The 14,202-nt window shown below is 44.6% G+C and carries 11 protein-coding genes and 1 tRNA gene; 7 read left to right on the top strand and 5 right to left on the bottom strand.

Annotation, left to right across the window (positions count from 1 at the left end; all coding sequences use genetic code 11):
* Positions 1-12 precede the first annotated feature (12 nt).
* Genes OO016_RS09225 through OO016_RS09215 form a run of 3 tightly spaced genes read right to left on the bottom strand, consistent with a single transcriptional unit; the run spans position 13 to position 1,888 of the window.
* The gene (locus OO016_RS09225) at positions 13-609 is read right to left on the bottom strand and encodes a Maf family nucleotide pyrophosphatase (RefSeq protein WP_266012800.1); all 597 of its coding nucleotides are present in this window, start codon (positions 607-609) and stop codon (positions 13-15) included.
* A gap of 3 nt (positions 610-612) precedes the next feature.
* Positions 613-1,140 carry a KdsC family phosphatase gene (locus OO016_RS09220; RefSeq protein ID WP_266012798.1) on the bottom strand — a complete coding sequence of 176 codons (528 nt, stop codon included), beginning with the start codon at positions 1,138-1,140 and terminating at the stop codon, positions 613-615.
* Positions 1,124-1,888, bottom strand: coding sequence for a Rossmann-like and DUF2520 domain-containing protein (locus OO016_RS09215; protein WP_266012796.1), 765 nt, complete (start codon positions 1,886-1,888; stop codon positions 1,124-1,126). The genes OO016_RS09220 and OO016_RS09215 overlap by 17 nt, the downstream gene beginning before the upstream one ends.
* Positions 1,889-2,026: 138 nt before the next feature.
* On the opposite strand from OO016_RS09215, the gene OO016_RS09210 reads away from it, so the two are divergent.
* The 5 genes from OO016_RS09210 to bshB1 all read left to right on the top strand — a co-directional run bounded on the left by OO016_RS09210 (position 2,027) and on the right by bshB1 (position 9,422).
* A complete protein-coding gene (locus tag OO016_RS09210) occupies positions 2,027-5,236 on the top strand; it encodes a cytochrome c biogenesis protein CcsA (protein WP_266012794.1) in 3,210 nt (1,069 codons plus the stop codon).
* A 56-nt stretch (positions 5,237-5,292) separates the two neighbouring features.
* The gene (locus OO016_RS09205; protein ID WP_266012792.1) at positions 5,293-5,841 is read left to right on the top strand and encodes a hypothetical protein; all 549 of its coding nucleotides are present in this window, start codon (positions 5,293-5,295) and stop codon (positions 5,839-5,841) included.
* A gap of 216 nt (positions 5,842-6,057) precedes the next feature.
* The gene (locus OO016_RS09200) at positions 6,058-7,464 is read left to right on the top strand and encodes an MATE family efflux transporter (protein WP_266012790.1); all 1,407 of its coding nucleotides are present in this window, start codon (positions 6,058-6,060) and stop codon (positions 7,462-7,464) included.
* Between the two features lie 47 nt (positions 7,465-7,511).
* Positions 7,512-8,678 carry a trans-sulfuration enzyme family protein gene (locus OO016_RS09195; protein ID WP_266012788.1) on the top strand — a complete coding sequence of 389 codons (1,167 nt, stop codon included), beginning with the start codon at positions 7,512-7,514 and terminating at the stop codon, positions 8,676-8,678.
* A gap of 21 nt (positions 8,679-8,699) precedes the next feature.
* Positions 8,700-9,422 (top strand): bacillithiol biosynthesis deacetylase BshB1, encoded by a 723-nt coding sequence (gene bshB1 / locus OO016_RS09190; RefSeq protein ID WP_266012786.1) that lies wholly within the window; start codon positions 8,700-8,702, stop codon positions 9,420-9,422.
* Here the strand turns inward: bshB1 and OO016_RS09185 are convergent.
* The gene (locus tag OO016_RS09185) at positions 9,419-11,563 is read right to left on the bottom strand and encodes an ATP-binding protein (RefSeq protein WP_266012784.1); all 2,145 of its coding nucleotides are present in this window, start codon (positions 11,561-11,563) and stop codon (positions 9,419-9,421) included. The two genes, bshB1 and OO016_RS09185, sit on opposite strands and share 4 nt — an antisense overlap.
* 257 nt (positions 11,564-11,820) lie before the next feature.
* On the opposite strand from OO016_RS09185, the gene OO016_RS09180 reads away from it, so the two are divergent.
* Together OO016_RS09180 and OO016_RS14470 are read left to right on the top strand one after the other, a co-directional pair.
* A tRNA-His gene (locus OO016_RS09180) sits at positions 11,821-11,896 on the top strand.
* A gap of 345 nt (positions 11,897-12,241) precedes the next feature.
* A complete protein-coding gene (locus tag OO016_RS14470) occupies positions 12,242-12,496 on the top strand; it encodes a GIY-YIG nuclease family protein (RefSeq protein WP_369413837.1) in 255 nt (84 codons plus the stop codon).
* Positions 12,497-12,549: 53 nt separating this feature from the next.
* Here the strand turns inward: OO016_RS14470 and OO016_RS09175 are convergent, their stop codons facing one another.
* Complete coding sequence (locus OO016_RS09175; protein WP_266012782.1) at positions 12,550-14,115, bottom strand: M28 family metallopeptidase; 1,566 nt, start codon at positions 14,113-14,115, stop codon at positions 12,550-12,552.
* Positions 14,116-14,202 lie beyond the last annotated feature (87 nt).

Below are 14,202 nucleotides of genomic sequence, written 5' to 3'. Positions count from 1 at the left end.
AACGAAAGTACCTTATGCAGGAGGTACGACCATGTCCATTAACGTTTTGTAAAGTTTTTGGGTGGGTAAGCCTACAACGTTGGTGTAAGATCCTGATATTTCCTCTATGCCCACCAGGCCCAGCCATTCCTGTATTCCATACCCTCCGGCCTTGTCAAAGGGTTTGTACTGGTCTATATAAAAGTTAATCTCTTCCTGACCAAGGGATGCAAATTTCACCCGGGTAATGTCTGAAACCACCTGATGTTTACCCGCATGCGTAATACAAACGGAAGTGAATACCTCATGCCAGTCGCCAGACAATGCCTTCAACATGGCCTGAGCTTCGGTTTTACCTGCAGGCTTTTCCAATGAACTTCCTTTGTGCCAGACTACAGTATCAGCAGTAATGAGAATGTCATTGGGTTTTAGCCGGTTTAAAAGAGCTTCAGCCTTCTTTTTGGCCAGGTAAGATGGAATAGCTTCTCCTTGAAGATGAAGGGGGTAGTCCTCATCAACTGTATTTTTAAATAAGGTAAAAGCGATACCCATCTCATTGAGAAGTTGCTGCCTGCGCGGGGACCCGGAAGCGAGAATAACCCGTAAATGTTTGAGTTTTTCAACCAGCATAATCTAGTCGTTAGCAGCGCTGAAATTATCCTGCCAGTCACCTTTGACCTTAAGTACCTGTTCAATCACATCACGGACGCATCCTTCTGCCCCTGATTTGGGAGAAACATATTTACTCAGGGCTTTGATTTCCGGTACGGCATTTTGCGGACAGGTGGGCAGTCCAACCATTTGCAGGCAGGGCAGATCCGGCAAGTCATCTCCCATGTAAAGCACGTTTGCAGGATCTATCTCATAAAGTTCCAGATATTCCTCAAGGGTTTGTTCTTTTAGATCTGCGCCGAGGTATATGTCGGTTACACCCAGGCCCTGCAACCTTTTTCTGACCCCTTCATTGGTGCCTCCGGTAATTACGCAGATGCGGTATCCTTTTTTCAGCGCGGTCTTCACCGCATAACCGTCCTGAATGCTCATTTTTCTAAGCAGTGCTCCTTCTGTTGTAATAAGCACGGTACCGTCTGTGAAGACACCGTCCACATCAAAAACAAAGGTGGTAATGTTTTTGAGGTATTTTTTATAGCTGGTTTCCATATTTTTCCTCGATTGCTTGACTAAGTATCCGATATATTTCCCGATCCCGGAGGTCGGTCATTAAATTTAAATGTTTCTCCTGGGTATATTGGTCACCTCTCCTGGCCGGTCCGGTCTGGGCTTCGAGTGGGCTTAACGTGTCCAGTTTGGCGACTGTTTCTTCTATAAGGGGCTTCAACAAGTTAAAAGGAAGCTTGTTATCTGCACAGATTGCAGCCGCTCGTTCAAATAAATGATTGGTGAAATTATTGGCAAATACGGCAGCCAGGTGTAGCGCTTTGCGTTGATCCGAATCAATGGCCACACAGGTTTCAGAAATACTCTTTCCAAGAGCTAGCAGCACTTCCAGTACTTCATTATTCTCTGCCTCAACACAAATGGGGACCTTTGTAAAATCGATGCTTCTACCCTTGCTAAAGGTTTGCAGCGGATAGAACACCCCTCGTTTACAGTCGCCAGGAAGGGCGGTTAGGGGAACAGCCCCGGAGCAGTGCAGGATTATAGCCTCTTTATGACGGGGGTATTGCGAAACTGCTTTTATGGCATCGTCGCTAACCGCGCAGATGTAAAGGTCTGCATCCCGAATATTGTCTTTGCTATCAGTTATATCGGTTCTGTCCTGGAAGTAGGAAAGGGCTTCCTTATTACGTCCAAAAACCTGGATCACCGTGGCGAACTTGTTAGTGGCCAAAGCATCAAAAAGATGTACTGCCAGATTTCCGGTACCCAGAAGAACTATTTTTAGCATGCCCAAAAATACGAATTTTAGCACCCACAGGGCTTTCGTAATTATTAACAAAAGTGTTCAACTTTTTATGCCCAATAATCCCGTGTTAATAGAGAAAAAGACCTTATTTTTACTTGCTCTAAATAAAACCCTCTAAAAATGCAAGATCTTCTTAGAAAGACTCTTTTTTCTACGCGATTAATGGCTATTCTTTTTCTGGTATTTGCCACAGCAATGGCTTTCGGAACTTTTATAGAGAGCTGGTACAGCACCGAAACAGCCAGGATCTGGATTTATAACGCCTGGTGGTTCGAAGCTATAATGGCTTTTTTTCTGGTCAATTTTATCGGTAATATCAAGCGATACCAGTTACTAAGGAAAGAGAAATGGTCCGTATTAACCCTGCACCTGTCCTGGATCCTGATCATTGTTGGAGCTTTTGTTACCAGATACATCAGTTATGAGGGTATGATGCCTATAAGGGAGGGAAATACTTCCAACATCTTTTACTCGGATAAAACCTATCTCACCCTATTGGTTGACGGGGATATTGATGGCGAATTAATGCGCAGGACTTTCCAGTCCGAATTGATGGTAACGCCGGAAGCATTAAAGACAAATCTGCCCTGGGAACTGGATTTTAACGGGACTGATTTCACTGTTGCCTATGGCGGTTTTATTCAGGGAGCTAAAAAAGCCTTGGTAAGGGATCCCGATGGCAAAAAATTTTTAAAAGTTGTGGAATCCGGAGGAGGTGGCCGCCATGATCACTACCTGGAAAGTGGAACGGTAAGCAGTATCCATAACGTGCTTTTTTCATTGAATAAACCCACAGAAGGAGCCATAAATATCATAGCCAATGATGAGGGTTATCAAATTCAATCCCCCTTTGAGGGTGGATTTATGCGCATGGCTGATCAGCTGCGCGGAGAAGTTGTTGCAGACAGCCTGCAAACCTTATACCTGCGATCCCTCTACAATGTAGCTGGAATACAGTTTGTACTTCCCGAACCCCTGATGAATGGAATATACGATGTGGTACCTGTTCCGGAGGATGAGAAGACGGATGCTGACCCCGATGCCCTGATCCTGGACATTACTTCCGGAGGTGAAAAAGTCCAGGCCAAACTGCTGGGCGGTAAAGGCAGGGCAACCTACTCAGACAAGATCAGAGTAGGCGAGCTCGAATTCACGATGAGTTACGGGTCAAAGGTTTATGAATTGCCGTTTAGTATAAAACTCAATGACTTTATAGCGGAAAAGTACCCGGGTACTGAGAAAGGCTACTCCTCATTTATGAGCCGTATTACCGTGAACGATGAGCGGCCGTTCGACTACGATATTTACATGAACCATGTACTGGATCATAGAGGTTACCGATTTTTCCAGGCCAGTTTTGATCAGGACGAAAAAGGAACTGTACTTTCAGTAAACCACGACCTTTGGGGAACATGGATTACCTACATCGGCTATTTCCTGCTATACCTGGGGCTTTTGGGTATCATGTTTTACGGTAAAACCAGATTTAAGGAACTGGCCAATACCTTGGATAAACTCAGGCGCAAGCGGACCAAACTGGCCACTTTGCTCATACTGTTTCTTTGGTTCCCTGTCCATGCACAGGAGGTTCAGGATGCCGATGGGCATGTTCATACTGAGGTTCCAGCCCAGGATCATATTCATACGGAGCCTCCAACTCAGCAAGAGGTAGATTCCCTGATCCGCCAGAGTACCGTGCCCAAAGAGCATGCAGCACTCTTCGGGGAACTGGTTATTCAGGATGATGGCGGGCGAATGAAGCCTGTTAACACCTTTGCTTCCGAATTACTGCGAAAACTTAGCTTCAAGGACTCATACAAAGACCTCGATGCCAACCAGGTATTCCTGTCGATGATGCTGAACCCGCCCTTGTGGTATAATAATGAATTTATAGCGTTGGATAAAAAAGGGCAGAACGACAGTATACGGAGCATTATAGGTATACCAAAAGGGCAGAAACTAATCAAAGCCACGGATTTTTTCGATGAAAAAGGAAATAACAAATTGGGACCTTATCTGCAGGAGGCATTTGCCACCAATACACCTAATAAGTTTCAATCAGATTTCAAAGACGCCTACTTTCGACTGAGCTTGCTCGACAGGGCTTTGAGTGGGGAAATATTCAAGATTTTCCCACTGAAGAATGATGAAAACAACAAGTGGATATCCGCTGTGGAATTCCGTTCAGGGAGGTACCAGGTTTCCGATAGCCTTTATGCTAATTTTATTAGTAACGGCTTGCCATATTATCTGTTGTCCCTAAGAACAGGGCTATCGAACGGAGATTACACGGATGCAGAAAAGATCCTGGAGGCATTTCACAAGAACCAGGCCGATTTTGGCAGTGAAGTACTGCCTCCCAGGGAAAAGGTAAGGGCGGAGATTATCTACAATAAACTGGATATCTTCAACCGACTTTATAAATGGTATGCTATGGTTGGTATCCTGATGTTCTTCGTGCTTATCTTCCGGATATTCAAGGAGCGAGAGATCTGGAAGGTAGCCACCTATTTCTTCAAGGGCATCATAATCATCTTTTTCCTCTGGCATACGGCCGGACTTATTATGCGATGGTATATTTCCGGGCATGCCCCCTGGAGTGATGCCTATGAAAGCATCCTCTATGTATCCTGGGCAACGATGGCCATGGGGTTGTCACTGGGACGGAAAAGTGATATCACCATCGCGGCAACGGCTTTCGTTACCTCAATGCTACTGTGGATTGCCCACCAAAGCTGGGTAGACCCGGCCATTGCCAACCTTGTACCCGTACTGGACAGTTACTGGCTGATGATACACGTGGCCGTAATTGTAGGCAGCTATGGCCCCCTTACTGTTGGTATGATACTGGGTATTGTGGCCCTGCTGCTGATCGTATTGACCAACAAAAGAAACAGGAAACGCATGGAGCATAACCTCAAAGAGCTCACCGTGATTAATGAACTGGCGCTTACCGTCGGGTTAATCATGCTTACCATTGGGAATTTCCTGGGCGGACAGTGGGCCAACGAAAGCTGGGGTAGATACTGGGGCTGGGATCCCAAGGAGACCTGGGCCCTGATTTCCATTATGGTTTATGCCTTTGTACTGCATGCCAGAATTGTACCCGGTTTAAGGGGGCGATGGACATTTAACTTTTTGAGTATCATAGCTTTTGGAAGTATTATGATGACCTATTTTGGGGTGAATTTTTACCTCGTTGGGCTGCATAGTTATGCGAGTGGTGACCAGGTAATTACCCCTTCATTTGTCTGGTATACTGTGCTGGGTATCCTGATCCTGGGAGCTATCAGTTACTGGAGGTATCAGGTGAACTACAGGAACAAATAAAGTCACTTTTTTAAAGGGTAATAAAATTTATTTTAAGGATATCGATTACTGCGCATATGGCCAATTTTAAGATCAAATGGAATTCCGAGCGTATCCTGAGTATGAGTGCGATGAGTATTAGTTTCATCACCCTCGTCATTTTTATTTATCAGACCAACCTGATGAGCAAGCAAAATTACCTTTCCATATTGCCTTATTTGCAGATTTCTACGTCAAATAATACCGCTGAAGGGACTTTTTCTGTTGATATATCGAATCACGGAGTAGGCCCCGCAATTATTGAATCTGTGAAATCTGAAATGCAGGGAGAATTCTTAGATCTGAAAGAATACCATGACTATTTTTGGGAATTACTTGTCTCACAAGATTCGATCCTGGATAGCCTTAAAAGCGTTTCTACTTCAACACTGAATAAGGGTATAGCTATTCCAGCTAATACCACCTATAATATTTTTAAGGTGAATTTTACCGAAGAAGATCGGCCTAAAATACTAAGGTTGATTGAATTACTGGAACGAATTCCTTACGAGATCAGATATAAGTCTATCCAGAATGAACATTGGGTGATCAATGAAACTTCAGAAGGACCTCAAAAACTAGATTGAGTTTCTGAGATCAAGGATTCGAACCAAACTATAAAAATCTGCCCCATCGAATAAAAATTTTACTTCTTTAAAAAAAATCGCATCTTTGCTCCATCATGAAGCAATAGAAATTATGTTTACCGTAAATGTCTTGCTGGCGATTGCCATCCGATAAAACCCTGAACAACAGGGTTTAAACAAGACTATTTTCTCCTTCTAACAGCATAATTTCACATCATGACCCACAATAACAACCCAATCAATAAATTTTTTCGCTATTTCATTATTGCCATAACCGGAAGGGAAACTGAATTTACCTCAGGCAGTATTCGAAAAGCCATCTTCATGTTATCCATTCCCATGATTCTGGAGATGATGATGGAATCCATATTTGCAGTCGTAGATATTGCCTATGTATCCCAGGTCAGTGTTAATGCGGTGGCCACCATTGGCCTTACAGAATCTGTTATTACTCTCGTTTACGCTATTGCCATCGGGTTAAGTATGGCAGCCACTGCAGTGGTGGCACGGCGGATAGGGGAAAAGGATGTCAAGGGAGCACAGGAGGCTGCCATGCAGGCCATACTCCTGGGCGTATTTGTCGCAGCCATCATCGGGGTTCTGGGATTCTTGTATTCCAAGGAAATACTGGCCTTAATGGGAGGAGAGCCCGACCTGATTGAAGAAGGCTATGGCTATACCAAACTTCTTATAGGCGGAAACATTACCATCCTGCTTCTTTTTCTAATCAATGCCATATTCCGAGGGGCAGGGGATGCCTCCATGGCCATGTGGACGCTTGTGCTGTCCAACGCACTAAACATTATCCTGGACCCTATTTTTATATTTGGTCTGGGGCCTGTCCCGGAATTTGGGGTAATGGGTGCCGCCATAGCTACCAATATAGGCAGGGGTACAGCAGTGTTATTCCAGTTGCTTATTCTCTTTTATGGATGGGGCAGGATAAAGCTGGTTTTGAAGGATATTATCCTGCGTTTTGAGGTAATGATGAATCTGATCCGGGTTTCCCTTGGGGGTATTGCTCAGTTCCTGATCGGGACTTCCAGCTGGGTTTTCCTAATGCGAATCATGTCTGAATTTGGGAGTGAAGTCCTGGCGGGCTATACCATTGCCATCCGGGTTATGATGTTCACCTTTATGCCGGCCTGGGGGATGAGCAATGCCGCCGCTACACTGGTAGGGCAAAACCTGGGGGCTAAAAAACCGGATCGGGCGGAAAAATCCGTATGGCTAACCGGGCGTTACAACGCAATTTTTATGCTTGCCATTTCCTTTTTTTACCTGTTTTTTGCCAGGGAAATTATCACCCTGTTTAACGATACGCCCAGCGTAGTTGAAAATGGGGCGCTTTGTTTGCAGGTTGTTGCTGCTGGTTACCTGTTCTATGCTTACGGGATGGTTATATCACAGGCATTTAATGGTGCAGGGGATACCCGCACTCCTACAAAGATCAATTTCATAGCCTTCTGGATCTTCCAGCTGCCGTTCGCCTACCTTGGGGCGATTACCTTCAACATGGGTGCCCTGGGAGTCTTTCTGGCCATTACGCTGGCCGAAGTTCTGCTTTCCATAATTGCTATTATCTGGTTCCGCAAAGGACATTGGAAAAAAGTAGAGGTTTAAGCGAATTTCGTACCTTTAACACTTGTCTGAATCTTAGTTAAAGCACGATGAAAAAGGGAATCAATACCATCTGTACCCATGTGGGGGAAATAGAGGATGAAGTCTATAAAGGCGCCATCTCTCCCTTGTATATGAGTACTTCCTACGCCTATGAGGACGTGGATATTAAGCGCTATCCACGTTATTTCAACACACCCAATCAGGAAGCCCTGTGCAAAAAAATTGCTGCTTTGGAAAATGCGGAAGCTGCGCTCATTTTTGGAAGCGGGATGGCTGCAATAAGTACCTCCTTACTGGCTTTCCTGAGGGCAGGAGACCATATTGTTTTGCAAAACCAGATTTATGGAGGTACCCATAACCTGATCCTGGAGGAATTTGATAAATACGGCATTGCCTATTCCTTTACCAGGGGAATGGAGGTTTCCGATTTTGAAGCAGAAATTCAGGAAAACACAAAGGTTGTCTATATAGAAACACCTTCCAATCCTTTACTTCAATTAACTGATATCAGGGGAATAGCTGAGATAGCCAAAAGGAACAACATGGTCTCCATGATAGACAATACCTTTGCCAGTCCTGTAAACCAGAACCCTTTGGATTTTGGAATAGACATAGTTATACATAGTGCTACCAAGTATATGGGTGGGCATTCCGATATCTGCGCCGGGGCTGTGGCTTCTTCCGGGGTTTATATGGAACGCATCTTCCAGCTTGCTAAAAATCTGGGTGGAAGCCTTAGCGATTATACAGTCTGGTTGCTGGAGCGCAGCCTGAAGACCATGGGACTGCGAGTTAGGGCCCAGAATGAAAACGCACAGAAACTGGCAGAATACCTGTCGGCCCACAAGGATGTAGCAAGGGTATATTACCCTGGTTTGAAAGACCATCCCCAGCATGAACTGGCCAAAAGCCAGATGCATGGATTTGGGGGGATGCTTTCTTTTGAACTGAAACATGCGAAAAAGACACCGGAATTCCAGAATGCCCTAAGGCTAGTTAAATCATCCATGAGCCTTGCAGGAGTGGAAAGCACTTTGCTGAGTCCGGCTAAGACCTCCCACGCCTTGCTTTCCGCTGAGGAAAGGCTACAACAGGGTATATCAGATGGCCTTATCCGATTTTCCGTGGGTATAGAGGAAACCGAAGATCTTATTGCCGACCTTGAGCAGGCGCTCAGGTCCATTAGTCAGGGAAAAAAGGCGTTACCCGTCTAAATATTCAAGAAATAAATAATAATGAAACTGGACATTTTAGTATTTGGTTCGCATCCTGATGATGCTGAACTGGGGGCAGGAGCCACCATAGCCAAGGAAATATCGAATGGAAAAAAAGTGGGTATCGTAGACCTGACCCGTGGAGAGCTTGGCACCCGGGGCACCCCTGAACTAAGAGATAAAGAGGCCAGGAAGGCTGCAGATATTCTCGGCTTGAGCGCTAGGATCAACCTGGAATTTGCAGATGGTTTTTTTGTCAACGATAAGGAGCATCAATTGCAGGTCATCGAGGTTATTCGGAAGTACAGGCCTGATATTGTACTCTGCAATGCTGTTGAAGACCGCCACATTGATCACGCCAAGGGCAGTAAGCTGGTAAGCGATGCCTGCTTTCTTAGCGGCCTGCTCAAAATAGACACCAAGTGGGTAGGGGATGATGAGTGGCAGGATCCATGGAGGCCTAAAAAGGTATATCACTATATACAATGGAAGAACCTGGAACCGGATTTTGTTGTGGATGTGTCTGATTTTATCGACAAGAAGATGGAAGCCATCAATGCTTATGCTTCTCAGTTCTATGACCCTAACAGCAAGGAACCCGATACACCGATTAGCAGTAAGAACTTTACAGACAGTGTCCGCTACAGAGCAAGGGATCTGGGCAGGTTGATAGGGGTGGAGTACGCCGAAGGATTTACAGTAGAACGCTTTATAGGCGTAAAGCATCTGGACGATCTGATTTAGCTCGCCTTTGGGTAACTCTGTTTGATTTTGGGTAGCGTAAAGTGGAAGGTGCTACCCTTTCTAAGGGTGCTTTCTACCCATATTTTTCCCTTGTTTTTCTCTACCATTTCTTTGCAGAGTGAAAGCCCCAGTCCGGTACCTTTTTCATTATTCGTACCATAGGTAGTTACATTGGAATTTTTGTCGAATAGCTTATCCACCGTGGCCTGATCCATACCCACTCCTGTATCTCGAACAGAAATTTGCCAGTGGTCTGCATACTCCTCTCCGGAAATTTTAATCATGCCGTTTTCAGGGGTGAACTTCAGGGCATTGCTCATAAGGTTGCGGATTACGATATCTATCTGGTTGGCGTCTGCCCAGGTATGGGTATTGTCAGGAAGTTCATTTACAATGCGTATGGATTTGTTCTGCGCCTGTTCGGAAAGGAGGTTGATATTCTCTTTTACAATGGCTTCAACCGCAGTCACTTCAGGTTTGGTAACAGAGCCATTAAGCTGAGAATGCCCCCAGGATAGCAGGTTGTTCAGTGTAAAGTAGATATGGTCTACATCTCCCCGGAGTTTGGGCAGGAAATCCATTAATTCTTTTTTGGTAATCTCGCCTTCCCCAAACATGTTCAATAGCCCCTGCAAGGCACCAATAGGCCCCCTTAGGTCATGACCAATAATAGAAAAGAGCTTTGTTTTGGTCTCGTTGTTTTCCCTCAGCTCGGATTCACGTTTTTCCAGTAGCTCTTTCTTGGCGTTCAGAACCCCATTGAGCCTTTTCTGTATTTTTTGGTTGCGCTGTACCAGGAAGATCACTATAAGCAGGGCAATTAATATGGAAATGGAAATCCAAACATAGAGGTCCCTTCTGGCTAGCGCCTTTTCATTAGCTTCCTTTTCTGCTTTGATCTGCTCATTATATTCGGATTGGGTTTTAATCAGTACGAGGCTCTTTTTGTTTTCGTTGCGGTATATGTTGGACGACAGTTCCTGGTAGAGTTCCAGGTATTCAAGCGCTTTTTTGAAGTTTCCACTTTTCTCATGCACCTTGTAAAGGGTTTTAGCGCATTCCTGTGTTCCTTCGGAATCTTTGATCCTTTCCGAAATCGCGTACGCATTCAGGGCATAGTTTTTAGCCAGGCTGTCATTTCCCTGGGCTAAATAGGCCTGGGCCATTCCGTTGTACAGATCAATTTTACCCCTGTCGTCTTCAATTTCTTCATGAATCGTTTCACTTTGCTTGTACCAGTGCAGCGCCCACTTGTGATTGTTCTGCTTTAGATGGATTTTGCCTTTTACTTCGTATGCATAGGCCAGCCAGTCCATGATCTTATCTTTCTCAAAAGTCTGGATGCTGCTGTTCACGTGGAACATGGCATATTCAAAATCTTTTTGCACACCATCATCCGTGGCACCCTTCTCTGCGTATACCGAGGCCAGATTACTATTGGTCTCGGCCATGATTATGGGATCGCCAATTTCGGTGTTGATCTTCCTTACTTTTTCATAGTATTTCAGGGATTGCTCATAATCTTTTTGGGAAGCAAAAAGGTTGGCGATGTTTTCATTCATAATTGACAGGACCACGATGAGCTTCTTGTCATCTTCTTCGCCTTCCTCCAGGAGTACGTTGATGCGTTCAATGCCATGCAAGTACCCCTTAAGTGCTTCGGCAAAATCGCCTTTATAGGTGTGTTCGGATGCCAGGTTATTAATGATCCTGAAGGGGGTGAGTGTATCGTCAAGTTTATTGGCAATTTCAAGGGCTTGCTCAAAATTCTCTATGGCCTTATCGCTTTGTCCCTTATCGGAAAAGTAATCACCAATTCTTAACAGGGCAGTGGCCTCTCCCAGGCTGTATTGGGTCTCACGACTTAACTCCAGTGCCTTTTTTGCAATATTATAGGCATTCTCCACATCGTAATATCTGAGGCTTGCTGCCAGCTGGTTGAGCAGGTTGATATGTGTGGTATCCCTCTCCGTAAATTCAGGTTGTGAACGCAGCTGACTGATAGAATCGTATAGCTGTTCTACTTTTGCGCTTTGGGCAAAAGAAAGACAGGCCCAAAAAAAGGCAAGCAGAATTGAAACGGCCTTCTTATTTTTCCAGAAGAATAAGGCATGTGGAAAAAGGGCTGGTTTAGAGGGCATATTCCTTTTTTATTATAACTCCTAAAAGTAGGCCCTCATATCTGGCGGCACCAATTAATGTTGTGAAACGCCATTTTTTGTGTGTTTGATCTGACATTTCGTGTATTTTGTCGATAAATATGCATTTTTAGAGGTCCTTTACCGCCAGATGCCTTGCTTTCTCAAATGACATAAACTGATCTGATTCCTCCCAAATTGCGATGTATTTTTTTGGATTCATAGGAGAAAATGAAGTACCTTTGGCTCCGCTTACAAACGGTGGTTGTAGCTCAGCTGGTTAGAGCGCTGGATTGTGGTTCCAGAGGTCGCCGGTTCGAACCCGGTCTTCCACCCTACTGACGCTCTCTTTGGTCGATCCTACGGATACTCCCGTCGATCGGTCAGCAGGCCTTCAGACCAAAGAGCTAGCGGAAGCAGTGCTGACATCCGAAAAGGATCGTCAGCACTACTTTTTTTGGCAAGATCTCCCTTCTTCAGAATACGTACTAGTTTCCAAAACAAAAGCGAACGGGACACGGTATACTTGCCACGTCTTTTTGGTTTCTTCTGTCACAAGGCCTTTAGACCAAAGAGCTAGCGGAAGCAGTGCTGACATCCAAAAAGGATCGTCAGCACTACTTTTTTATACCGCAGAACAATTACCTGTCCTGATATTATATTGACTTAAAAAGGATTTATATGCCCTTTTACGTCTATATAATTTCTTCAGAAAGACTAGGACGGTTTTATGTAGGCCAGACTAATAACATATCCAAACGTATCTTTGAGCACAATCAGGGGATGTCCGCTTACACTTCTAAAGGTATCCCATGGCAGTTGGAATGCATAATTGAAAAGCCAAATTTAAAGGAAGCGATAATACTAGAAAGAAAGCTCAAGAATCTGAGCCGAAGAAGGAAAATCCGCTTTATCCGGAAATACGGCTTAATATAAAAACCCCGACGATGTGTATGTCGGGGTTTGTTTTTTGAAGCCGATGAACGGCTTTATTTTGCCATCTTATCCACGGCTACCCGTTGCTCCCTGTTAGCTACTTCCCAGGCAGTGTGAAATACAAGTCGGGTCCTATTTCTTAGCAAGTCATAGTTGATCTTATCCGGGGTATCACCAGGCCGGTGGTAATCGTCATGGGTACCATTGAAATAAAAGATTATAGGAATATTGTTTTTGGCAAAGTTGTAATGATCGCTTCGGTAATAAAAACGGTTGGGATCATTCTCGTCATTGTATTTGTAATCCAGCTCTATTCCGGCATATTTGGTATTAACTTCCTCAGACAACTGGTGCAACTCACTGCTCAATTTATCTGAACCGATGAGATATACGTAGTTTCGGTCTCCCTCTCGTTTCGGGTCTATCCTTCCTATCATATCGATGTTTAAATTGGCCACGGTTTGGGTAAGCGGGAAAATAGGATCAAAATCCGTATAATATTGCGATCCCAGCAGCCCTTTTTCCTCCCCGGTAACGTGAAGGAATACGATAGACCTTTTTGGTCTCACCCCTTTGCTGGCCGCAATCTTGAAGGCTTCGGCAATTTCCAGCATGGCAACAGAACCTGAGCCATCGTCATCAGCCCCGTTATGTATCTCTCCCTTGTCATTCACCCCTACGTGGTCCAGGTGAGAAGAGATCACTACATATTCGTCAGGGTATTGGGATCCACGGATAATGGCCACAACATTTTCCGAATCCACATCTTCATTTACACTTTGCAGTTTAACCTCTACACTTTTTGCAACTTGCTGTGCTTTTGAATCCCCATCCATATTAGGCATAAGTGCATCTCCCATTTCCTGATCCATTATCACAAGAACCGGATTTTCTGCAGATTCCTTGATCGCCATGCGTCCGCTGTTGTTGCGTTTCATGTATTGGTAATACCCCTTGTAACGGGCATAATTAGCGGGATCAAAATAAAGGATTCCCTTAGCTCCTTTTGCGCTGGCAACCTCAGTGCGCTTACCAATGGCTTCGGACATGTTGCTCCAGACCGAAGCTTCTTCGTTACCTGACAATACATAGGTTCCATCCGCATTTTGGGGCTCGCCAAACTTCATCACGAGCAATTTGCCTTTAACCTCAACATCTTTGTAATCAGAGTAATTTTCATCCTCTATTCCGTAGCCTACATAAACTATTTCGTCAAAGGAGCCCTCTCCAGCCGTAAAGGCCAGGAACTCGTTCCCAATCTCAAACTCCTTACCTTCTATGTTGATTGATCCTACGGGGAGTTTTGACATTTCCAGGGGGACTTTCTGAAAATAATCACCGTTTTCCTGTGCGGCGGGTATGTTGAGCTCCTCGTAGGTAGCTTTCAGATATTCAACCGCCTTTTTCTGACCTTCTTTACCAGTTTCTCTGCCTTCAAATTCGTCGGAAGCGTATATGTATAAATGCTCCTTAAGGTCTTCTTCGGTAATAGTGCTGGCATAATCTACGGGATCCACGCTTACAGGAGTATCCTCTGCACTTGCCTCTGTGCCTGCAGATTTCTGGGTGGAATTACAGGCCCATATCAGTACCAGGGATAGCCATAACAATTTTTTCATTTTTTCAGGGTTTTTAAAAATCCATCAAAAATAGGGAAAAGTAAACGAAAAAAATACAACTGCCCTCTGCCTGCAGAAAGGCAAAGG

This window comes from Lentiprolixibacter aurantiacus (genome assembly GCF_026241225.1).
GTDB lineage: Bacteria > Bacteroidota > Bacteroidia > Flavobacteriales > Flavobacteriaceae > Lentiprolixibacter > Lentiprolixibacter aurantiacus.
The sequence above is the reverse complement of the archived record's forward strand: the minus strand, read 5'-3'. Positions and strand labels throughout refer to the sequence as shown.